The sequence below is a fragment of the Bradyrhizobium sp. NAS96.2 genome, from assembly GCF_001908235.1.
Lineage (GTDB): Bacteria > Pseudomonadota > Alphaproteobacteria > Rhizobiales > Xanthobacteraceae > Bradyrhizobium.
In genome coordinates this window covers 1-20,837 of record NZ_LGHK01000061.1, presented here as the reverse complement: position 1 = coordinate 20,837, position 20,837 = coordinate 1, and the positions used below count along the sequence as shown (strand labels likewise).

The window sequence follows — 20,837 nt, the reverse complement described above, 5'->3', positions numbered from 1 at the left end:
ACGGCGCATCCGCGCCGGTCGCCGACTTCCCGGTCAAGCGCGTGGTCGGCGCGCATCACTACATCGCCGACCTGACGCTGCCTTCGGCCGCGTCGTGCACGACTACAACAAGGAAGCAGCCGAAGCGGCAGCGCCGACTGGCCTTGCGGCGGAGTAGAGCTGTCGCCGGCACAGACCAAGGCGGGCAGCTGCCTCAGGCCGCCGCCGGCTTCGGCTCTGCCACCGGCTTCGGCCGTGCGATTGCGAGCGTGATCACCGCCGCGCAGACGCAGAGCGCGCCGGCGATGAAGAACGCCGGCAGATAGCTGGAGTACACCGTGCGCGACACGCCAGCGCCGAACGCGGCCGCGCCGGCGCCGAGCTGGTGGCCGGCGAAGATCCAGCCGAACACCAGATTGGCGCGCTCGGCGCCGAACCGCTGCGCGGTGAGGCGCACCGTCGGCGGCACGGTCGCGATCCAGTCGAGCCCGTAGAACATCGCGAACAGCGACAGGCCGTAGAACGTGAAATCGGAGTAGGGCAGGTACAGCAGCGACAGGCCCCGCAGGCCGTAGTACCAGAACAAGAGATAGCGGTTGTCGTAACGGTCCGACAGCCAGCCCGAGATGATGGTGCCGAAGAAGTCGAAGATGCCCATCGCGGCGAGCAGGCTCGCGGCCTGCACCTGCGGGATGCCGAAATCGAGACACATCGGGATCAGATGGACCTGGACGAGACCGTTGGTCGAGGCGCCGCAGACGAAGAAAGTCGCGAACAGGATCCAGAACACCGACGATTTCGAGGAGTCGCGCAGCGTGCCGAGCGCGACCGCCATGATCGGCGCATTGGCCGGCGGCGCCGCGGGAAGCGGCGCGGTGCCCGCATCGCCGAACGGGCGCAGGCCGACGTCGCTCGGCCGGTCGCGGAGCAGCATCAGCACCGCAAAGGCGGCGATGCCGAGCATGACGCAGACGAATCCAAGCGCAACCCGCCAACCATGGCGCTCCGTGATGGTGGCGAGCAGCGGCAGGAAAGCGAGCTGCCCGGTCGCGACGCTCGCGGTGAGCATGCCGATCACGAGGCCGCGCCGCGCCACGAACCAGCGCGTGGCAATGGTCGCGCCGAGCACCAGCGCCGTCATGCCGGTGCCGATCCCGATCACGACGCCCCACAGCAGGATGAGTTGCCAGACCTGCGTCATCGCCAGCGACCCGACAAGGCCGGAAACCACGATCAGCTGCGCCGCCAGGGTCACGTTGCGCAGGCCGTAGCGGTTCATCAGCGCGGCGGCGAACGGTGCCATCAGCCCGAACAGGATGAAGCGAATCGACAGCGCCGAGGAGATCTCGGCGGTCGACCAGCCGAACTCCTTTTGCAGCGGCACGATGAAGACGCCGGGCGCGCCCACGGTGCCGGCCGAGATCAGCGCGGCCAGGAAGGTCACGGCGACCATCACCCAGCCATAGTGGATGTTGCGGCGGGCGAGGGTGGAAGCAAGCCAGTTCGAGATCATTATGTTCCAGATCAAATGCAATGAGGGGTCTGTTCGTGATGCGCAATATGGCACGAGGAAGCCATGTCTAAAATGACATTGTTCCCTCGTTTTCGGACTCGCGTATCCGGGCCGTTCTGCTGCCCGCGGACGCCTTTCCGTCCGCAACCGTCATTGCGAGGAGCGAAGCGACGAAGCAATCCATAGCTCCGCGTAAGCGGATCGATGGATTGCTTCCGCCTTCGCCAAGGCTTCGACGGACAAGTCGCTTCGCTCGCAATGACGCGGACGACGCGGTCAGTGCGTCATCCGCTCGACGGCGATCGCGGTGGCTTCGCCGCCGCCGATGCACAGTGCGGCAACGCCGCGCTTCAGGTTCTGCGCTTCCAGCGCGTGCAGCAGCGTGACGATCAGCCGCGCGCCGGTGGCGCCGATCGGATGGCCGAGCGCGCAGGCGCCGCCGTTGATGTTGAGCCGGTCTCTGGGGATGCCGAGGTCGCGCTGCGCCGCCATCGCGACCACTGCGAACGCCTCGTTGATCTCGAACAGGTCGACATCGCCAACGCTCCAGCCGACCTTGTCGAGCAGTTTCCTGATCGCCGGGATCGGCGCGGTGGTGAACCACTGCGGCTCCTGGCTATGGGTGGCATGGCCCTTGATCTCGGCCAGCACCGGCAGGCCGTCGCGATCCGCGAGCGAGCGCTTTGCCAGGATCAGCGCCGCGGCGCCGTCGGCATTCGCCGAGGAGGCGGCCGGGGTGATGGTGCCGTTCGCGCGGAACGCTGGCTTCAGGCCGGGGATCTTGGCCGGATCGACCTTCAGCGGGTGCTCGTCATTGGCGATGATGCGCGGACCGGCTTTCTCGCTGAGCGTGATCGGCGCGATCTCGGCCTTGAAGGCGCCGCTCTCGACTGCTCTGCGGGCGCGGCTCAGCGTCTCCATCGCGAAAGCGTCCTGGTCGGCGCGGGTGAACTGATAGGCCTCCGCCGTGGCCTCGCCGAAATCGCCCATCGAGCGGCCGGTCTCATAAGCGTCCTCGAGCCCGTCCATCATCATGTGGTCGATGATGCGGTCGTGGCCGGCGCGATAGCCGCCGCGTGCCTTCTGCAACAGATACGGCGCGTTGCTCATGCTCTCCATGCCGCCGGACAGCACGATCTCGGCCGAGCCCGCCTTGATGATGTCGTGGGCCAGCATGGTCGCCTTCATGCCGGAGCCGCAGACCTTGTTGACGGTAGTGGCGCCAGTGGCATCGGGCAGCTTGGCGCCGCGCGCAGCTTGGCGGGCAGGGGCCTGGCCCTGGCCGGCCGGCAGCACATTGCCCATGAACACCTCGTCGATGCGCTCGGGCGCGAGCTTTGCGCGCTCCAGCGCCGCGCCGATCACGTGCGAGCCGAGCTTGTGGGCGGCGAGCGGCGTGAGCTCGCCCATGAAGCGGCCGAGCGGGGTGCGGGCGGCGGAGAGGATGACGACGGGATCGGCGCTGGATGCCATGGCGGAACTCCGTTCCATGCGGGAATCTGATTGAATTATATGCATCATATGATGAAACGCAAAAAATGCAACCGCGCCTCCCATGACAAAATGTCGTGTTCGCATGAGTTGATATGGGACGTTTCACCCCGATCTCCGCTGTCGTCCTGGCGAAAGCAGGACCCATTCTCCGCGGCGGATGAAGGGGGCTCGTCGCACCGACATCGTGCACCAATAACCATTCGTGGTTATGGGTCCCTGCTTTCGCAGGGACGACACTGAATGTGTTGCATGCGCTGTGAGAGGCTGACAGCTTTTACCGCATGTATTGCTTCCGGCCAGAATACATCGAGAAGATGAAGGGCGCGCCGCGGCAGGCTGGGCTGCCTGAATCAGGGGTGCCTAGACGCCGGAGCGCATGGCCGGCACATACTGGCCGGCCATCAATAGCGGCCACCATCGCGCTTTTGCTGCGCGAGCCATTCCGACAAGGTTTTCGTTTTCGGTGCCGGATCGCGGGAGGGCTCTCGTCGGATGTTGTTGCCGGAACGCATTGACCGGAGCTCGGTCGGTTCAGCTTTCATGGTCGCGGCCGCGGATGCGGTCGATCTATCCGCAGCCTCCTTTTCGAGGCGCAGCTTTTTCAATCGCGCCATCTTGTCCCGCTCTGCCTCGGTTTCAGCAGTGTCGGATAGCAGCGCCTTGTGGTGAGCAGTCTCTGCCGAACCCAGCACTCCGATAATCGTGGTCTCGCCCAGCGCTTTGCAGGCCTCGAGCCGATGCAATCCCTCGAGCAAGACGAGCCGGCTCTCATCTGGCCGAACGAGAATCGGGACTTGTTGTCCAATTTCCAGAATGCTGGCCGCTATCTCTTGAACGACCTCAAGCCTAAGGGTCTTCCTCTTCTTCAAGGGAACGTAGATCTGGTCGATTGGAAGGCTTTCCGGGCCAGGCACGCTGTCACTTCCTCCTCAGGGGCGATCCAAAACAGGTTCAAGGATGCAGCGCTACGCCGTGGCTGGAACCTTGCAAATCGGAGCGGGGGCCTCGAGCGCTCGACTTCATGCCTAATCCGACCGCCAGGCGCCGAGCAAGAATCGCCGCTTCGGCGCGGAGCCTGCCTGCTTGTGCACGTCGGGCAGATCGACGGCATAGCGCTTCATCGCTAGCCGGATTGCGATCGCGATGATCACAAAGGGCGTCACGTAGATCGCGAAAACTTCGAAGGCTGTCATGGTGTCCTCCGCGGTCTCGGACCGGCATTGTAGCACATCATCTCACGGGGCGGAGAAGACGGATGGTCCGGCAGCGCGCGCGGGTGGGCAGTGCAGCACGCCGCTACCACCGCGCATGGCCGCATGCGGTGGCTTCGATTGACACGGATACCGTCGGCGCTACGCTACAGACCAAGGAATTTTCGCAACAGAATCAACACCCCGGATTCAAGTCCCAGAAGAACCAAGAAAAGGGCAGGACACGCCGTGACACGCGTCATCGCGTCGTGAGCGGGACCACACGGACCTCCGCGCTCGCGCCATTCCGCATCCGCAGCTATCGCTTCCAGTGGCCGTCCGATCTGCTCACCTCGTGGGCGTTCGAGGTCGAGACGCTGGTGCTCGGCTGGTACATCATGGTCGAGACCGGCTCGGTGCTGCTGCTGACCGTGCTCGCCTCGCTGCAATATGTCGGCACGCTGGTGGCGCCCGTGGTCGGCATGATCGGCGACCGCATGGGGCATCGCGATCTGCTGGCCGTGATGCGCTTTGCTTATACGGCGCTGGCCGGCAGCATCATGGCGCTGGCGCTGACCGGGCATTTGGCGCCCGTGAAGGTCATGATCATCGTCGCGATCATGGGGCTGATCCGCCCGTCGGACCTCGGCGTGCGCGGCGCATTGCTCGCCGACATCATGCCGGCGGAGCAACTGGTCGGCGCCATCAGCCTGGCGCGCACCACGCAGGACTCGGCGCGCATCGCCGGCGCCTTGACCGGGGCGGGATTATTCGCCGCGCTCGGCATCGGCTATGTCTATGTCGGGATCGCCAGCTTCTATTTCGTCGCGGCCATCCTGATGCTCTGCATGGGCCGGCCGAAGTCACACGGCGCCACCGATCAGTCTGATATCGACCTGCCGGGCTCAAAGCTGCTGCGCGACCTCAAGGAGGGCATCGTCTATGCCTGGAGCGGCCCGGGCATGCGCGCCGCGCTGTGCGTCGCCTTCCTCGCCAACCTCACCGCGTTTCCGCTGACCAACGGCCTGTTGCCCTACGTCGCGCGCGACATCTTCCATACCGACCAGACCGGGCTCGGCTATCTCTCCGCGAGCTTTGCGGTGGGCTCGCTGATCGGCTCGATCACGCTCAGCATGGCCGGCGGCGTCCGCATCGCGCGGCTCCTGATCGGCGCGACGCTCGCCTGGTACGCGATGCTCCTGGTGTTCGTCGAACTCCGGACGATGCCGGTGGCGATGGCCTGCCTGCTGCTGGCCGGCATCGCGCAGAGCATGTCGATGATCTCGGCCGCGGTGATGCTGATGCGCAACGCCAGTGCGCATCTGCGCGGCCGCGTGATGGGCGTCCGCATGATGGTGATTTACGGCCTGCCGCTCGGCCTGCTCGCGGCCGGCAGCCTGATCGACCTGATCGGCTACACCGCGACCGGCACGCTGCTCGCCGCCGCCGGCTTCATCGCCATGCTCGCGATCGCGCTGCACTGGCGGGCCGACCTGTGGCCGGTGCATGCGCCGGCGAATGCGAGGTGAGGGGCACGCGTGATACTGGTAGCCCGGATGAAGCGAAGCGCAATCCGGGATAACTCGATCCGTGGATATCCCCGGATTGCGCTGCGCTCCATCCGGGCTACGGGCGAACGGTGATCACGCCGCCTGGACGGTCCGGCGGATGTGCACCGGCACCGATTTGTACGACGGCGTGCCGCTTTCCTTGTCCTGGTAGTCGAGCGGCACGAGGCCGTTCGCCTCCGGATAATAGGCGGCGACCGAGCCGCGGGCGATGTCGTAGACGATCGCGGTCAGCGTCAGACGGCGCGGCTCGCCGGATGGCAGCGCGGTTTCGATCTCGACGAGGTCGCCGTGGGCGAGGCCGCGCGCGGTGAGATCAGCCTCGTTCGCGAACAGCGCGTCGCGCGGGCCGAACACGCCGCGATAGCGGTCGTTCAAGCCGTAGATCGTGGTGTTGTACTGGTCGTGGCTGCGGATGGTGGCGAGCTTCGCGCTTTTGGACCATATGTCCTCCTGCAGCTCTTGAGTGGTGACCCCGTGCGTTTGCCCCGAAACTGATTGTTGGTTTTGGCCGTCAAAGACACCAGCGCTCAGATCGACGTTCTCGATCCGAGACAGCTGGTTCGTGATGGAGGTTAGACTAGTTGGCTGGGCTCGGCGGTCAACAGTCCGTCAAATGCATAGACGCGTAGCCTCGATGGAGCCAACGGGTCGCGCGAACGCGCGCTCCGTTGAGAGGGCAATCCGAGATGACTCGATCCGCGGATGGCGCGTCCCCGGATTTCGCGGAGCCTGTCATCGGGCGCGCGTTCGCGCGACCCGTTGGCTCCATCCGGACGACGAGACCGCCGTTCGATGAACAAAAGCCCACCCGCGTTGGCTGTGGAGGACATCCCGGCGTCACATACCTGTTGGAGCCCGGTGTTAGGACCGGCTTGCACCGCCTCGCATTTCCGCGGGGTGCTCTCCGCATTGCTTGATCTATCGAATTGCTCCTCCTGACAAAAAGGCTCAGCTCCATGACGCGCTTGCTCTTTTGCACTGCCGCCGCCGGTGTCTTGCTTGCGGCCGCATCGACCGCCCATGCCGGCTCCACGCTCTCATACCTTCCCGACAGCCTGACACAATCTGTGATCGAACACGGACCGTGGACGCTGCATCAGTCCGGACATCATTTTCATCACGACGCTTCCGGCATCGTGCCGCCGAGCACGCTCACGCCGCCCTACAATCCGGCCCTCTATGGGACGCCCTATGCCGACTATTGCTCGGCGAGCGGCGAGACCACGATCAATCACGGCAAGAGCGTGATGCAGCCCTACTATTTTCCGTTCGTTCGCCGTCGCGGCGCCGTCCTCGAAGGCCTGTTCGACTATCGCCCGCGCAACGAGCAGGAGGCGACGGTCGCTGCGATCTCGACGGATTGGGGCGCGACCTGGCAGTTCAGGGGCAAGGCGCTGGCGCTCAACCCCTACTGCCCGTGGGATGCGACCGATCCGGACAACCAGAACGTCAACGTCAATGGCGTGAAGACGGCGTACGGCTCGTCGAGCGCAAATGCCGCCGACAACGGGCTTGGCCATGCCTTCGTGCTGTCCGTGAAGGGCAAGCAGCGCGTCTATCACCTCAACCGCGCCGATGGTCACATCGACAGCGATCAGCTCGTGGTCCATCCGCTGCATCGCGGCGAGGACTTCTCGCTGTTCGGAGTTCCGGAATTCGGATTTGTCAGCCCGCTTGCGTCCGGCGGCTATCCCAAGCTCGAGGCCACGGCGGGCGCGACCACCGGCCTGATCGATCCCGACGCCATTCTCGGCGCCGTGCACATGGGCGAGAAGACCGCCGTCGTCTACGTCTCCAAGAACCTCAGCCCCGGCGACAAGAGTTTCCCGGCCAACCAGGTGTGCTCGCCAACGCCGGCCTTCGCGCTGACCAACCTCGTCAACAAGAAGCCGCGGAAGGCCAACCATGACGTGATCACGATTCGTATTGCAACGACGTCTGATGGCGTGAACTTCAGCGACGTCGGCGCGGCGACCGGCCTCAACGACCAGACCACGGTTGCGCTGAACGGCATTCGCTGGCTCGGCAGCGGCAGCATCCTGCGCATCCATGACGGACGCTTCGGCATGTTCTTCGGCGCCGGAAACTGCCTGGACAACGACTCCGACGGCTTCCACTTCATTGGCTACGCCGAAACCGACAATCCGGTTCGCGGCGCCGGCGATCTCCTGAAGTGGCACGTGGTCAACGGCTTCGACAATCCGATCCTGTCCACGGACAAGGTCGTCGATCCCGTCGGCCCGCGGCCGTATCCACTGAACGCGCCGCTCGTGAACGTTCATGGCGCAGACGCCCTGACGGCCGCGCAAGTCGCGCCCTTTGTACCGCCGGGCGAGGGCTACACCACGAACTTCTTCAGCGGCCGGGTCTACGATCCGCAGGCGGTGCTGACCGACGAGCGGACCGTGACGATCGTGTTCGCGGGCTACAACACGCCGCAGCCGAGCAACAATCTCGGTGATTACCGGTCGATCGGTCGGTTCCAGCTTGGCGTCCAGCCCGGCTACTTCATGCCGCCCTTCGTCGAGTCCGCGGACTGAGGCGCACGGAAATCCGGACCAACAACGACGCGGATCGAGGTTTGAACGCCTCGATTCGCGTCTTCCTGTTTCCTATTTCTTCCGATCCAGGAACCCCTGCAGCAACCGCTGCGGCTCGCCGGTCTGGAACGACTTTCCGAACACGCCGACGCTGAGGTTGACCGACTCGGTCAGCGGCAGCTCTTCCCATTGCCGCAGCAGATCCTTCTGGATCCGCAGCGCTTGGGGGCCGCATTCCAAGAGCGCCTTGACGGTGTGCTCGATGGCCTCATCGAGGCCGCCGGGTTTTGCAACGGTGTCGACCAGGCCCCAGGCGAGCGCGGTCGGTGCGTCGATGTTCTCCGCGGTCATCATCAGCCAGCGGGCGCGGCCCCAGCCGATCAGCCGCGGCAGCAGCGCGGCATGGATCACCGAGGGAATGCCGACCTTGACCTCGGGCATGCCGAACATCGAATCATGCGCCGCGACGCGCACGTCGCAGGCGGCCGCGACCTCGAGGCCGCCGCCGAGGCACCAGCCGGGCAGGCGGGCGATGACGGGCGCGGGGAATTTGCGCACGGCCTCGCAGAGGTCGCGCAGGCGGCTGATGAAGGCTTCGGCGGATTTCTGGTCGAGCGTCGCCATCTCCTTGATGTCAGCGCCCCCGATCATGCTGCGCTCGCTTTCGCCTGCCAGGATCACCGCGCGGATGGTCGGATCGGCGGCCAGGTGCTCAAAGCCTTCGCGCACGCCGTTGGTCACAGCCGAACTGACGATGTTCAGCTTGCCGGCATTGCAGATGGTGAGGCGGACGACGCCTCTGTCGTCGCGGCCGATGCCGCAGTGGGGATTGAGCATGTCCATCGAATGGTTCCGGCGCAGGAATTGATCGCGCCATGTCCCGGACAAAGCAGGTCGCTGTCAAGCATGGGCGCAGCGGTTGCGCCGGCGGATGCAGATATATAGAATTATATTAATCATATAAATGGAGCCGTCATGACCGCCGCCGAGATATCGGATCCTCATTCCCCCGAGCTGACGCGCACGCGCGTGGTGGAATGGCAGGCGCCCGGACCGGTGGCAAAGGCGGCGATGCCGATGTCCGGGATCGAGGCGATGCGTGCGATCCGCGACGGCGTGTTGCCGCCGCCGCCGATGGCCAAACTGATCGGATTCCGCGTGGCCGCGGTCGAGGAGGGGCGGATCGTGATGGAACTCGAGCCGCATGAGAGCCTGGAGAATACCATCGGCCTGCTGCACGGCGCGACCGCCGCGGCGCTGCTCGACACCGCGATGGGCTGTGCGATCTCGACCGTGCTGCCGGCGGGGCAGACCTCGGTCACGCTCGATCTCAAGCTGACCTATCTGCGCCCGCTGTCGGCGCGTTCCGGAACCATTTCGGCCGAGGGCAAGGTGATCAAGCTCGGCCGCCAGACCAGCTACACCGAAGGCTTCGTCCGCGACGGCAGGGGCAATCTTGCAGTGCACGCGACTGCGACGTTTTCCATGCTCGGCGCGGAACCCCAGGGGGTGAACAAGACGAAATAACTGCAGCATTCCCGGCGCAAACCTGCTATTATATGATTAGAAACATTCCATGAGATCGGCATGCGCTATTCGAAAGAACACAAGCAGGAGACCCACGCGCGAATCGTGAAGAAGGCCGCGACGCGGCTGCGCGAGAAGGGCGCCCATGGCATCGGCGTCGCCGACCTGATGAAGGACGCCGGGCTGACCCATGGCGGCTTCTACGCGCATTTCGACTCGCGCGAGGCGCTGGTGATCGAGGCGTTCAACTACGCCATGGACCGCGCCACCGAGCGCTGGCGCAAGGTCACCGCAGAGGTGGCGCCGGAGAAGCGGCTTTCGACCATCGTCGACGGTTACCTTTCGGCTGCTCATCGCGACGATCCCGGCCAGGGCTGCGCGGTGCCGGCGCTCGGCGCCGAGATCGCCCGCGAAAGCCCGAAGACCCGCAAGGCCTTTGCGCTCAAGCTCGACCAGATGATCGACATGATTACCGACCAGATCCAGGACGTGCCGCGCAAGACCGCGCGCAAGCAGGCAATGGCGACACTGGCGACCATGATGGGCACCATCGTGATGTCGCGGATCGCCGGCAACGGCGAGATGTCCGACGAAATCCTGAGCGCGGGCCGCGAAGCGGCGCTCGGGCGGGCGGCGGCGAAGGCGCCGGCGAAGAAGGCCAAGGTGAATTAGGGCGCGCTCCGCTCTTGAACCCGTCCTCCTGAGGTGCGCGCTCTTGCGCGCCTCGAAGGATGCATGGCCAGCAGCCGGGCCGTACATCCTTCGAGACGCGCTACGCGCTCCTCAGGATGACGGAGATAGGGTGTGCCCGCCTCACACCCCGCTGAACAGCACGCGCTCGGCTTCTACGGTCTCGTAGATGTAATCCGCCACGGCGCGGATGCGGGCGAGGTCCTTGCTGTCGGCGTGCATAAGGAGCCAGAAGGTGCGGGAGATCCGCACCTCGTCGCGCAGCACCGGCTGCAGCTCGGGATGGGCTGATGCCATGAAGTGCGGCAGCACGGCAATGCCGAAGCCGGCGATGGTGGCGTTGAGCTGGGCGATCAGGTTGGCGCTGCGGAATTTCGCGAAAATCTTCGGCGAGACCTGCGGCAGATAGTCCAGCTCCGGCGTGAACAGCAGCTCTTCGATATAGCCGACGAAGCGATGCCGCGGCAGGTCGGCACGCGCGGCAATCGCGGGCGCCTGCGCCAGATAGGCAGGTGCGGCATAAAGCCCGAGAGTGTAGTCGAGCAGCTTGCGGCCGACGATGCGGCCTTCCTTCGGCATGGTCAGGCTGATCGCGATGTCGGCCTCGCGCTTGGACAGCGAGAACAGCCTTGCGGTGGCGACGAGCTGCAGATCGAGATCGGGATACCGCTCGGTGAACTTCACCAGGCGCGAGGCCAGAAAGTGGCTGCCGAAGCCGTCGGGCGCGCCGATCCGCACCGTGCCGGTAAGGTGGGCGCGGGAGCCGCCGACCGCCTCCTGGTTGGCGACGATGGTGGATTCCATCGCTTCCGCGCTGTCGGCGACGCGCTGGCCGGCCTCGGTCAGCAGGTAGCCGGTCTTGCGCCGATCAAACAGTTTTGCGGAGAGGTGGCGCTCCAGCCGGTCGACACGGCGGATCACTGTGGCATGATCGACCGCGAGCTGCTTGGCGGCAGCCGAAACCGACCCGCCGCGCACGATGGCAAGCACGAAGCGGAAGTCGTCCCAGTCGATTGTGCCGCCGCCTTGATCCAGCATTTCCGCACATCTATGGTGCAATTTATCGGACTTGAATCCTATAAAATGCAGGGTCAATAGGGTTTGTAAAGTGATCCCGCCGGCCGGCTGGCGATTCAGGTCCTTCAGGGAGGTTTATCCATGCGCTCAATCGGACATTTTATCGGTGGCAAGGAGGTCAAGGGCACCTCGGGCCGTACCGCAGACGTTTTCGAGCCGATGACCGGCGACGTCCAGGCCAAGGTCGCGCTGGCCTCGAAGGCCGAAGTCCGCGCCGCGGTCGAGAACGCCAAAGCCGCGCAGGGCGAATGGGCCGCCACCAACCCGCAGCGCCGCGCCCGCGTCATGATGAGGTTCGTCGAGTTGGTGCAGCGCGACTACGACAAGCTCGCCGAATTGCTGGCCCGCGAGCACGGCAAGACGGTTCCCGACGCCAAGGGCGACATCCAGCGCGGCCTCGAGGTCGCCGAGTTCGCCTGCGGCATCCCGCATCTGATGAAGGGCGAGTACACCGAGGGTGCCGGCCCCGGCATCGACATCTATTCGATGCGGCAACCCTTGGGCGTCGTCGCCGGCATCACCCCGTTCAATTTCCCGGCGATGATCCCGATGTGGAAGTTCGCGCCCGCGATCGCCTGCGGCAACGCCTTCATCCTGAAGCCCTCGGAGCGCGATCCCGGCGTGCCGATGAAGCTCGCCGAGCTGATGATCGAAGCTGGCCTGCCGGCCGGCATCCTCAACGTCGTCAACGGCGACAAGGAAGCGGTCGACGCCATCCTCGACGATCCCGACGTCAAGGCGATCGGCTTCGTCGGCTCGACGCCCATTGCCCAGTATATCTATGAGCGCGCTGCGCAGACCGGCAAGCGTTGCCAGTGCTTCGGCGGCGCCAAGAACCACGCCATCATCATGCCGGACGCCGACATGGACCAGGCGGTCGATGCGCTGATCGGCGCCGGCTACGGTTCGGCTGGCGAGCGCTGCATGGCGGTGTCGGTCGCCGTTCCCGTCGGCAAGACCACCGCAGACCGGCTGATGGACAAGCTGATCCCGCGCGTCGAATCGCTCAAGATCGGCACCTCGGTCGATCCGTCGGCCGATTACGGCCCGCTGGTGACCCGCGAGGCGGTCGAGAAGGTGAAGAGCTACATCGACATCGGCGTCAAGGAAGGCGCGACGCTCGCGGTGGACGGCCGCGGCTTCAAGATGCAGGGCTACGAGAACGGCTTCTATCTCGGCGGTTCGCTGTTCGACAACGTCACCAAGGACATGCGGATCTACAAGGAAGAGATCTTCGGCCCGGTGCTCTCGGTGGTCCGCGCCAAGGACTATCACGAGGCGCTGGCGCTGCCGTCCGACCATGACTACGGCAACGGCGTTGCGATCTTCACCCGCGACGGCGACGCCGCGCGCGACTTCGCCGCCAAGGTCAATGTCGGCATGGTTGGCGTCAACGTGCCGATCCCGGTGCCGATCGCCTACTACACCTTCGGCGGCTGGAAGAAGTCGGGCTTCGGCGATCTCAACCAGCATGGTCCGGACGCGGTCCGTTTCTACACCAAGACCAAGACCGTGACCTCGCGTTGGCCGTCCGGCGTCAAGGACGGTGCGGAGTTCTCGATCCCGACGATGAAGTGATTTCCAGGGCCGTCATTGCGAGCGCAGCGAAGCAATCCATCTATCCCCCGCGTGGAGGAATGGATTGCTTCGTCGCTTCGCTCCTCGCAATGACGATGGGGTAACCTTCAAGTATAGGCGGCGCGATGCAGTTCGCTCTCAACGAGGACCAGATCGCGGTTCGCGACATGGCAAGGGCGTTTGCGGCTTCGAGGATCGCGCCGCACGCGCTCGAGTGGGACGAGAAGAAGCACTTTCCGGTGGATGTGATGCGCGAGGCGGCAGGCCTCGGCATCGGCGGCATCTATATCAAGGACGACGTCGGCGGCTCGGCGATGACGCGATTCGACGCCGCGTTGATCTTCGAGGCGCTGGCGACCGGCTGCCCGACCACGTCGGCCTTCATCTCGATCCACAACATGGCGTCCTGGATGATCGATGCCTATGGCAACGACACCCAGCGCCACCAATGGCTGCCGAAGCTCTGCACCATGGAGCTGATCGCGAGCTACTGCCTGACCGAGCCAGGCGCCGGCTCCGATGCGGCTGCGTTGCGCACCCGCGCGGTGCGCGACGGCGATCACTACGTGCTAAACGGCCAGAAGCAGTTCATCTCGGGTGCCGGCAGCACCGATCTGCTGGTGGCGATGGTTCGCACCGGCGGCGATGGCCCGGGCGGCGTCTCGACCATCGTGATCGACGGCAAGATGCCGGGTGTGTCGTTCGGCAACAACGAACGCAAGATGGGCTGGAACGCGCAGCCGACCCGCGCCGTGATTTTCGAGAATGCCCGCGTGCCGGTCGAGAACCGGCTCGGCGAGGAGGGCATCGGCTTCAAGATCGCGATGGCCGGCCTCGACGGCGGCCGTCTCAACATTGCGGCGTGCTCGCTCGGCGGCGCGCAGGCGGCGCTCGACAAGGCGCTGGCCTACATGAAGGACCGCAAGGCCTTTGGAAAGCGCCTCGACGAATTCCAGGCGCTGCAATTCAAGATCGCCGACATGGCGACCGAGCTGGAAGCCGCGCGCACCTTCCTGTGGCGTGCGGCGGCGGCGCTCGATCGCAAGGACTCCGACGCCTCAATGCTGTGCGCGATGGCGAAGCGCTTCGGCACCGATGTCGGCTTCGAGGTCGCCAACCAGGCGCTGCAACTGCACGGCGGCTACGGTTACCTCAGCGAATACGGCGTCGAGAAGATCGTGCGCGATCTGCGCGTGCACCAGATCCTCGAAGGCACCAATGAAATCATGCGGCTGATCGTGTCGCGCAAATTGATCGAGGGCGCGCGATGAACGATGTTGCCGCGGAAGGCGATCTGATCGCACGCAAGGAGGGCGCGGCCGGCATTATCCGGCTCAACCGGCCGAAGGCGATCAATGCCGTGACGCTGGAGATGTTCCACGACATCGACAGGGCGCTCGACGCGTTCGAGGCCGATCCCGAGGTTTCGGTCATCGTGCTGGAAGGCGCCGGCGAGCGCGGCCTGTGCGCCGGCGGCGACATCCGCGCGCTCTGGGAAAGCTCGAAGGTCAAGGGTGACCTCGGCAAGATCCTGTGGCGTGACGAGTACATTCTCAACGCGCGGATCAAGAAATTCCCAAAACCCTATGTCGCCTTCATGGACGGCATCGTGATGGGCGGCGGCGTCGGGCTGTCGGCGCACAGCAGCCACCGCGTGGTGACGGAGCGAACCAAACTCGCGATGCCCGAGGTCGGCCTCGGCTTCTTCCCCGATGTCGGCGGCACCTATCTGCTGTCGCGTTCGCCGGGCGAGATCGGGACTTACTTTGGTCTTACAGGTCAGCCCATGAACTGTATGGACGCGATCCATGCCAGATTCGCTGATACCATAGTCCCAGCGACCGAATTGCCGGAGCTACGAGAGGCGCTGACAAGAGTACGTCGGGGAGCGACCGCGGTCGACGTCACCAACCTTATCAACCGTTTTGCGGTGGCTCATGCCGGGGTTCCCTTGGCGGGGAAGCGGCCGACGATCAACGCCCTGTTCGGCTTCGACCGAATGGAAGACATCGTCGCTGCGCTTGAGCGCGACGGCTCGGAGTTTGCGCAGGCTACACTGAAGACGCTCGGCGAAAAATCGCCGCGCGGCATGGTGGTGACGCTGAAACTGCTGCGGCTGGCGCGGGCGACCGAGACGTTGGAGGAGTGCCTGGTGCGTGAATATCGCGCGGCGCTCGAGGTGTTCGCCAGCGACGATTTCCGCGAGGGCGTGCGCGCCGCCGTGATCGACAAGGACCGCAATCCGAAATGGTCGCCGCCCAGGATCGAGGATGTGACGGCGGAGATGCTGGCGCCTTACTTCGCCGAGATCGGCGCCGACGAACTGAAATTTCCTGACAGCAAATAGAAACGTCGCAAGCGGAGGACTTCCCATGGCAAACGTCGCATTCATCGGGCTCGGCAATATGGGCGGGCCGATGGCGGCCAATCTGGTCAAGGCCGGCCACAAGGTGACCGCGTTCGATCTGGTCGCTGCATCCCGCGATCAGGCCAAAAGCGACGGTGCCGCGATCGCCGAGAGCGGCGTTGCTGCCGTGAAGGGCGCCGATATCGTCATCACCATGCTGCCCGCCGGCAAGCATGTGCTCGGCGTCTGGAACGAAGTGCTTCCCGCGATGGCTAAGGGCGCGCTGATCATCGACTGCTCGACCATCGACGTCGAGAGCGCCAAGCAGGCGCATGCGCTCGCTGCCAAGCACGGCATGGCCTCGGTCGATGCGCCGGTCTCCGGCGGTACCGGCGGCGCCAAGGGCGCGACGCTGACCTTCATGTGCGGCGGTGAGGCGCAGGCCTTCGCGGCGGCTCAGCCGATGCTGGCCAACATGGGCAAGAAGATCGTGCATTGCGGCGCCGGCGGCGCGGGGCAGGCGGCCAAGATCTGCAACAACATGATCCTCGGCATTTCGATGATCGCGGTCGGCGAGGCCTTCGTGCTCGCCGAGAAGCTCGGCCTGTCGCACCAGGCGCTGTTCGACGTCGCTTCGACCTCGTCGGGGCAGTGCTGGTCGCTGACGACCTATTGCCCGGTTCCCGGTCCCGTTCCGACGTCGCCCGCGAACAATGATTACAAGCCGGGTTTCGCCTCCAACCTGATGGTGAAGGACCTGACGCTGGCACAGGATGCCGCCAATGCCGCCGGCGCGGTGACGCCGCTCGGCAAGCATGCGCAGGAGCTCTATAAGACCTTCGACGCGTCGGGCCATGGCGGGGTCGACTTTTCCGGAATTATCCAGCACGTTCGCAGCCTCGCTGGGAAGTAGCTGACCGCTCGTAGCCCGGATGGAGCGCAGCGAAATCCGGGACAGCTTTCTCGATCGGCGCGACCGCCCCCGGATTGCGCTTCGCTCCATCCGGGCTACGCTTGACGGTGACGCTGGTTGCCAATCAACGGGCTCGGAAGAAGATGACCACATTTCAGGACGCACGCGCCTTTCTGCTCAAGCACCGCACCGACTACGACGCGGCGGTGAAGGGATTCCGCTGGCCGGATCCGGTGCCGTTCAACTGGGCGCTGGACTGGTTCGACGCCGAGCTCGCGCGCAATGCCGACAGCCGTGACCGGGCGGCGCTATGGATCGTCGATGCCGCCAGCGGCAACGAGACCAAGCTGTCGTTCGCCGAGCTGTCGCGCCGTTCCAATCAAGTGGCAAATTTCCTGCGGGCGCAGGGGCTGAAGCGCGGCGATCATCTGCTGCTGCTGCTCGGCAATGTGGTGCCGCTGTGGGAGACCATGCTGGCGGCGATGAAGCTCGGCGTCGTTGTGATCCCAGCGACCACGCTATTGACAGCGGATGAACTGCGCGACCGGCTCGATCGCGGCAAGGCGAAGGCGGTGGTTGCGACGCAGGATCAGGTCGCGAAGTTCGCAGGCCTCGGCAGCGACAAGCTCGTCCGCGTCGTGGTCGGCGCGACGCAGCCGCAGGACGGATGGCTGCCGTTCGAGGATGCAGCGAAGGCGTCGGACGCTTTCACCGCCGACGGCCCGACCAAGGCCGACGACCCGATGCTGCTGTATTTCACCTCGGGCACTACGGCAAAGCCGAAACTGGTGCGGCACAGCCAGCGCAGCTATCCGGTCGGCCATCTCTCGACCATGTACTGGATCGGCCTGCAGCCCGGCGACGTCCATCTCAACATCTCCTCGCCCGGCTGGGCCAAGCATGCCTGGAGCTGTTTCTTCGCGCCGTGGAATGCCGGCGCGACGATCTTTATCGCCAACCAGCCACGCTTCGAGGCGAAGAGCCTGCTCTCGATCATCGGCGGCTGCGGCGTCACCACGCTGTGCGCGCCGCCGACGGTGTGGCGGATGTTCATCCAGGAAGACCTCGCAAGCTTCAAGGTCTCGCTGCGCGAGGTCTGCGGCGCCGGCGAGCCGCTCAATCCTGAGATCATCGACCAGGTCAAATCGGCCTGGGGCCTCACCATCCGCGACGGCTACGGCCAGACCGAGACCACGGCGCTGGCCGGCAACTCGCCGGGGCAGAAGGTCAAGGTCGGCTCGATGGGCCGTCCACTGCCGGGTTATCGGGTGCAGGTCACCGATAGTGACGGCCACGCCGCGAAGGAGGGCGAGGTGACCTTGTTGCTCGGCGCCGCCAGGCCGGCGGGACTGATGCAGGGCTATCAGGGCGACGACGGCAGGCTGATCGGTACCGATGGCGAGATCTATCGCAGCGGCGACGTCGTGTTTACCGATGACGAGGGCTATCTCACCTTCGTCGGCCGCACCGACGACGTGTTCAAATCCTCCGACTACCGCATCTCGCCGTTCGAGCTCGAGAGCGTGCTGCTCGAGCATGATGCGGTGGCCGAGGCCGCCGTGGTGCCGAGTCCGGACCCGATCCGGCTCGCGGTCCCCAAGGCCTATGTGCTGCTGGTCTCCGGCGTCGAGCGCAGCCCGGAGACGGCGCTGTCGATCTTCAAACATTTGCACACGCGGCTCGCACCGTTTAAACGCATCCGCAAGATCGAGCTGGTCACCGAGCTGCCCAAGACGATTTCTGGAAAAATCCGTCGGGTGCAGTTGCGCCGGCTCGAACATGACGATGTCAGAAACGATGCGTTGCGCGGAGCCGAGTTCCGCGAGGAAGAATTTCCGGAGCTGCAGAAGGTGCGGACCTCCGGTTAGGAGGTTAGCCAATGAATGAAGTCTGGAAGAAGCCGCCGGTGTCGCTGGAAACCTACCAGGGCATGGTCGGCAAGGAGATCGGCGTGTCCTCGTGGCATCTGCTCGATCAGGGCCGCATCGATACCTATGCCGACGTGATCGAGGACCACCAGTTCATCCACGTCGATCCCGAGCGTGCGAAGAAGGAGACCGCGTTCGGCACCACGATCGCCCACGGCTTCCTCACGATGTCGCTGCTGTCGATCATGTCCTACGAGGTGATGCCGGTGCTCGAGGGCACCGCGATGGGCGTCAATTACGGCTTCGACAAGCTGCGCTTCATCTCGCCGGTGCGCTCCGGAAAGCGTGTCCGCGGCCGCTTCGTGCTGGCCGAAGCCACGCTGCGCAAGCCGAAGGAACTGCTGTCGCGCACCAATGTCACGGTGGAGATCGAGGGCGAGGACAAGCCCGCGCTGGTCGCCGACTGGCTCGGCTTGATCTATTTCAGCTAGAGCGCTTTCCAGCGAAGTGGACGCCGGTTCGCGTGAAGAAAACGCGTCCGAACTGGAATCCAGAGCCCCGTTCCGATTCAATAGGAACGGAACGGAAAGGGCTCTAGCAGATGGTTGAGTAGCTCCACCTTTTCCGCAAGCGGAAGAGGTGGAGCGAACCTGCTTGATCCAAGCTGCTAAGTCCAAGTAGTGCATTGACGGCTTCGGCCCCTGGTGTCCATCATGCCCCCTTCAGGCGGTGCGGTCCCGGGAGTGGCAGCCATGGTGCAAAACATCGTCGCCGGACTTGTCGTAGTCGGTTTGCTTCTGATTGGCTCGATGAGCTACGCCCAGGAGCATCACGAGTGCTGGAGCGGGCACCTGCTCAAAAGCCTGAAGCCCTGCGGATCGATGACCCCAGCGGTCTAACGCGCCCCCTTGGCCGGTCAGTGCCGCACTTGACCCGGCCATCCATCGCTGCTCAAAAGTCCTCAACCTTTTCATGCCGCTCGGGCATGCACCCTCTCCCCTTGTGGGAGAGGGTGGCGAAATCGAGCGGAGCGAGATGAAGCCGGGTGAGGGGTCTCTCTCCGCGTGCTCATCCGTGGAGAGAACCCCTCATCCGGCGCGCTTGCGCGCCACCTGCTCCCACAAGGGGAGAAGGGAAGAACAGGAATTTTCGGCATGGCAATCAGGTTTGACGGACGCGTCGCTATCGTCACCGGCGCGGGCAATGGTCTTGGGCGGGCGCATGCGCTGGGGCTCGCCAGCCGCGGCGCCAAGGTCGTGGTCAATGATTTCGGCGGCGCGCGCGACGGCACCGGCGGCTCGCTGTCGCCGGCCGAGACCGTGGTCGAGGAGATCCGCAAGGCCGGCGGCACCGCGATGGCCGACGGCGCCGACGTCTCGAACTTCGAGCAGGTCACCGCAATGGTCGAGCGCGCCACCAAGGAATGGGGCAGCGTCGATCTGCTCTGTGCCAATGCCGGCATCCTGCGCGACAAGTCGTTCGCCAAGATGGAGGTTGCCGATTGGGCCAAGGTGCTCGACGTGCATCTGACCGGCACGTTCTACTGCTGCAAGGCGGTGTGGGCCGGCATGCGCGAGCGCAACTACGGCCGCATCGTGCTGACGACCTCGTCGTCGGGCCTGTTCGGCAATTTCGGCCAGGCCAATTACGGCGCGGCGAAGGCCGGCATGGTCGGCCTGATGAACGTGCTCGCCGAAGAGGGCCGCAAGAACAACATCAAGGTCAACACCATCTCGCCGACGGCGGCGACCCGCATGACCGAGGAACTGCTGCCGCCGCAGGCGCTGCAGTTGATGAAGCCGGAGGCGATCACGCCGGCGGTCGAATTCCTGCTCAGCGAAGACGCGCCGACGCGCACCATCATGGGTGCCGGCGCCGGCTCGTTCGCGGTGATCCGCGTGCTGGAGACCGAAGGCGTCAACCTGCCGCAGTCGGAGTGGACGCCGGACGGCGTCGCCGCGCATTTTGCCGCGATCAGCGACATGTCGACCGCGAAGGCGCTGCAGGGCGCGTTCGAGCAGACGCAGAAGTATGTCGCCCAAGCCGCCGCGCGGGCCGGGATCAAGCTCTGAGCATGACCGTCGCCGTCATCGGAGCCGGACCTGCCGGCCTGATGGCGGCGGAAGTGCTCGCCCAAGGTGGCGTTGCCGTCACCGTCTACGACGCGATGCCGTCGGCCGGCCGCAAGTTCCTGATAGCTGGTCGCGGCGGGCTCAATCTCACTCACTCCGAGCCGCTGCCGGATTTCCTTGCGCGCTATCGCGAGGCGATGCCGCGCCTCAAAGTCGCGGTCGAGGCGTTTCCACCGGACGCTTTGCGCGCCTGGTGCACGGCGCTGGGCCAGCCGACGTTTGTCGGCAGCAGCGGCCGCGTGTTTCCCAAGGCGTTCAAGGCCTCGCCTCTGCTGCGTGCCTGGCTGCGGCGGCTCGACGCTGCGGGCGTCGCGTTCGCATTCCGGCATCGCTGGGTTGGATGGGACGCGCGGGGCGGACTGTTGTTCGAGACGCCGGACGGCCCACGCGCGGTCAATGCCGGCGCCACGGTGCTCGC

20 protein-coding genes and 1 pseudogene are annotated in these 20,837 nt (G+C 65.1%); 14 read left to right on the top strand and 7 right to left on the bottom strand.

Features of this window, described 5'->3' with window-relative positions:
- Positions 1–8: 8 nt before the first annotated feature.
- A pseudogene (locus AC628_RS45295) lies at positions 9–157 on the top strand (acetoacetate decarboxylase); the annotation flags it as partial.
- Between the two features lie 36 nt (positions 158–193).
- Here the strand turns inward: AC628_RS45295 and AC628_RS14650 are convergent.
- From AC628_RS14650 to AC628_RS43990, 4 genes are all read right to left on the bottom strand, one after another.
- The gene (locus AC628_RS14650; RefSeq protein WP_074127505.1) at positions 194–1,492 is read right to left on the bottom strand and encodes an MFS transporter; all 1,299 of its coding nucleotides are present in this window, start codon (positions 1,490–1,492) and stop codon (positions 194–196) included.
- A 276-nt stretch (positions 1,493–1,768) separates the two neighbouring features.
- Positions 1,769–2,965 (bottom strand): acetyl-CoA C-acyltransferase, encoded by a 1,197-nt coding sequence (locus AC628_RS14645; protein WP_074127504.1) that lies wholly within the window; start codon positions 2,963–2,965, stop codon positions 1,769–1,771.
- Between the two features lie 422 nt (positions 2,966–3,387).
- Positions 3,388–3,900 carry a ParB N-terminal domain-containing protein gene (locus AC628_RS14640; RefSeq protein ID WP_074127503.1) on the bottom strand — a complete coding sequence of 171 codons (513 nt, stop codon included), beginning with the start codon at positions 3,898–3,900 and terminating at the stop codon, positions 3,388–3,390.
- 111 nt (positions 3,901–4,011) lie between these two features.
- On the bottom strand, positions 4,012–4,179 hold the full coding sequence (locus AC628_RS43990) for a hypothetical protein (RefSeq protein WP_168193377.1): 168 nt from the start codon (positions 4,177–4,179) through the stop codon (positions 4,012–4,014).
- A gap of 266 nt (positions 4,180–4,445) precedes the next feature.
- On the opposite strand from AC628_RS43990, the gene AC628_RS14635 reads away from it, so the two are divergent.
- Positions 4,446–5,705 carry an MFS transporter gene (locus AC628_RS14635; protein WP_074127533.1) on the top strand — a complete coding sequence of 420 codons (1,260 nt, stop codon included), beginning with the start codon at positions 4,446–4,448 and terminating at the stop codon, positions 5,703–5,705.
- 114 nt (positions 5,706–5,819) lie between these two features.
- Here the strand turns inward: AC628_RS14635 and AC628_RS14630 are convergent, their stop codons facing one another.
- Positions 5,820–6,161, bottom strand: a complete 342-nt coding sequence (locus AC628_RS14630) for a molybdopterin dinucleotide binding domain-containing protein (RefSeq protein ID WP_283806578.1) — start codon at positions 6,159–6,161, stop codon at positions 5,820–5,822.
- Positions 6,162–6,703: 542 nt separating this feature from the next.
- On the opposite strand from AC628_RS14630, the gene AC628_RS14625 reads away from it, so the two are divergent.
- Positions 6,704–8,287, top strand: coding sequence for a hypothetical protein (locus AC628_RS14625; RefSeq protein WP_074127502.1), 1,584 nt, complete (start codon positions 6,704–6,706; stop codon positions 8,285–8,287).
- Positions 8,288–8,359: 72 nt separating this feature from the next.
- Here AC628_RS14625 and AC628_RS14620 read toward each other — a convergent pair whose 3' ends face one another.
- Entirely contained in the window at positions 8,360–9,130 is a 771-nt protein-coding gene (locus AC628_RS14620; RefSeq protein WP_074127501.1) for an enoyl-CoA hydratase, read from the bottom strand.
- Between the two features lie 132 nt (positions 9,131–9,262).
- On the opposite strand from AC628_RS14620, the gene AC628_RS14615 reads away from it, so the two are divergent.
- Together AC628_RS14615 and AC628_RS14610 are read left to right on the top strand one after the other, a co-directional pair.
- The gene (locus AC628_RS14615; protein WP_074127500.1) at positions 9,263–9,814 is read left to right on the top strand and encodes a PaaI family thioesterase; all 552 of its coding nucleotides are present in this window, start codon (positions 9,263–9,265) and stop codon (positions 9,812–9,814) included.
- A gap of 60 nt (positions 9,815–9,874) precedes the next feature.
- Positions 9,875–10,486 carry a TetR/AcrR family transcriptional regulator gene (locus tag AC628_RS14610; RefSeq protein ID WP_074127499.1) on the top strand — a complete coding sequence of 204 codons (612 nt, stop codon included), beginning with the start codon at positions 9,875–9,877 and terminating at the stop codon, positions 10,484–10,486.
- A gap of 141 nt (positions 10,487–10,627) precedes the next feature.
- Here AC628_RS14610 and AC628_RS14605 read toward each other — a convergent pair whose 3' ends face one another.
- On the bottom strand, positions 10,628–11,542 hold the full coding sequence (locus tag AC628_RS14605) for a LysR family transcriptional regulator (protein ID WP_074127498.1): 915 nt from the start codon (positions 11,540–11,542) through the stop codon (positions 10,628–10,630).
- Between the two features lie 120 nt (positions 11,543–11,662).
- On the opposite strand from AC628_RS14605, the gene AC628_RS14600 reads away from it, so the two are divergent.
- The 9 genes from AC628_RS14600 to AC628_RS14560 form a co-directional block, all read left to right on the top strand.
- Complete coding sequence (locus AC628_RS14600; protein ID WP_074127497.1) at positions 11,663–13,159, top strand: CoA-acylating methylmalonate-semialdehyde dehydrogenase; 1,497 nt, start codon at positions 11,663–11,665, stop codon at positions 13,157–13,159.
- A 125-nt stretch (positions 13,160–13,284) separates the two neighbouring features.
- Positions 13,285–14,430 (top strand): isobutyryl-CoA dehydrogenase, encoded by a 1,146-nt coding sequence (locus AC628_RS14595; protein WP_074127496.1) that lies wholly within the window; start codon positions 13,285–13,287, stop codon positions 14,428–14,430.
- Positions 14,427–15,506 carry an enoyl-CoA hydratase/isomerase family protein gene (locus AC628_RS14590; RefSeq protein ID WP_074127495.1) on the top strand — a complete coding sequence of 360 codons (1,080 nt, stop codon included), beginning with the start codon at positions 14,427–14,429 and terminating at the stop codon, positions 15,504–15,506. Before AC628_RS14595 ends, AC628_RS14590 begins: the two co-directional genes overlap by 4 nt.
- A gap of 25 nt (positions 15,507–15,531) precedes the next feature.
- Positions 15,532–16,419: a 3-hydroxyisobutyrate dehydrogenase gene (mmsB, locus tag AC628_RS14585; protein ID WP_074127494.1), complete on the top strand. Its 888-nt coding sequence runs from the start codon at positions 15,532–15,534 to the stop codon at positions 16,417–16,419.
- A gap of 143 nt (positions 16,420–16,562) precedes the next feature.
- Positions 16,563–18,287, top strand: a complete 1,725-nt coding sequence (locus tag AC628_RS14580) for an AMP-binding protein (RefSeq protein ID WP_074127532.1) — start codon at positions 16,563–16,565, stop codon at positions 18,285–18,287.
- Positions 18,288–18,298: 11 nt separating this feature from the next.
- Positions 18,299–18,778, top strand: coding sequence for a MaoC family dehydratase (locus AC628_RS14575; RefSeq protein WP_050418862.1), 480 nt, complete (start codon positions 18,299–18,301; stop codon positions 18,776–18,778).
- Positions 18,779–19,039: 261 nt separating this feature from the next.
- Complete coding sequence (locus AC628_RS14570) at positions 19,040–19,186, top strand: hypothetical protein (RefSeq protein WP_245321174.1); 147 nt, start codon at positions 19,040–19,042, stop codon at positions 19,184–19,186.
- Positions 19,187–19,441: 255 nt separating this feature from the next.
- A complete protein-coding gene (locus AC628_RS14565; RefSeq protein WP_074127493.1) occupies positions 19,442–20,359 on the top strand; it encodes an SDR family NAD(P)-dependent oxidoreductase in 918 nt (305 codons plus the stop codon).
- 2 nt (positions 20,360–20,361) lie between these two features.
- Positions 20,362–20,837: NAD(P)/FAD-dependent oxidoreductase (locus tag AC628_RS14560; protein WP_143201605.1), on the top strand; the 476-nt coding region annotated here is incomplete at its 3' end.

Bases quoted from the DNA above. Each gene is read 5' to 3' on its own strand.
- AC628_RS14650 (WP_074127505.1), bottom strand. From the start codon at position 1,492: ATGATCTCGAACTGGCTTGCTTCCACCCTCGCCCGCCGCAACATCCAC.
- AC628_RS14645 (WP_074127504.1), bottom strand. From the start codon at position 2,965: ATGGCATCCAGCGCCGATCCCGTCGTCATCCTCTCCGCCGCCCGCACC.
- AC628_RS43990 (WP_168193377.1), bottom strand. From the start codon at position 4,179: ATGACAGCCTTCGAAGTTTTCGCGATCTACGTGACGCCCTTTGTGATC.
- AC628_RS14625 (WP_074127502.1), top strand. From the start codon at position 6,704: ATGACGCGCTTGCTCTTTTGCACTGCCGCCGCCGGTGTCTTGCTTGCG.
- AC628_RS14620 (WP_074127501.1), bottom strand. From the start codon at position 9,130: ATGGACATGCTCAATCCCCACTGCGGCATCGGCCGCGACGACAGAGGC.
- AC628_RS14615 (WP_074127500.1), top strand. From the start codon at position 9,263: ATGACCGCCGCCGAGATATCGGATCCTCATTCCCCCGAGCTGACGCGC.
- AC628_RS14610 (WP_074127499.1), top strand. From the start codon at position 9,875: ATGCGCTATTCGAAAGAACACAAGCAGGAGACCCACGCGCGAATCGTG.
- AC628_RS14605 (WP_074127498.1), bottom strand. From the start codon at position 11,542: ATGCTGGATCAAGGCGGCGGCACAATCGACTGGGACGACTTCCGCTTC.
- AC628_RS14600 (WP_074127497.1), top strand. From the start codon at position 11,663: ATGCGCTCAATCGGACATTTTATCGGTGGCAAGGAGGTCAAGGGCACC.
- AC628_RS14595 (WP_074127496.1), top strand. From the start codon at position 13,285: ATGCAGTTCGCTCTCAACGAGGACCAGATCGCGGTTCGCGACATGGCA.
- AC628_RS14590 (WP_074127495.1), top strand. From the start codon at position 14,427: ATGAACGATGTTGCCGCGGAAGGCGATCTGATCGCACGCAAGGAGGGC.
- mmsB (WP_074127494.1), top strand. From the start codon at position 15,532: ATGGCAAACGTCGCATTCATCGGGCTCGGCAATATGGGCGGGCCGATG.
- AC628_RS14580 (WP_074127532.1), top strand. From the start codon at position 16,563: ATGACCACATTTCAGGACGCACGCGCCTTTCTGCTCAAGCACCGCACC.
- AC628_RS14575 (WP_050418862.1), top strand. From the start codon at position 18,299: ATGAATGAAGTCTGGAAGAAGCCGCCGGTGTCGCTGGAAACCTACCAG.
- AC628_RS14570 (WP_245321174.1), top strand. From the start codon at position 19,040: ATGGTGCAAAACATCGTCGCCGGACTTGTCGTAGTCGGTTTGCTTCTG.
- AC628_RS14565 (WP_074127493.1), top strand. From the start codon at position 19,442: ATGGCAATCAGGTTTGACGGACGCGTCGCTATCGTCACCGGCGCGGGC.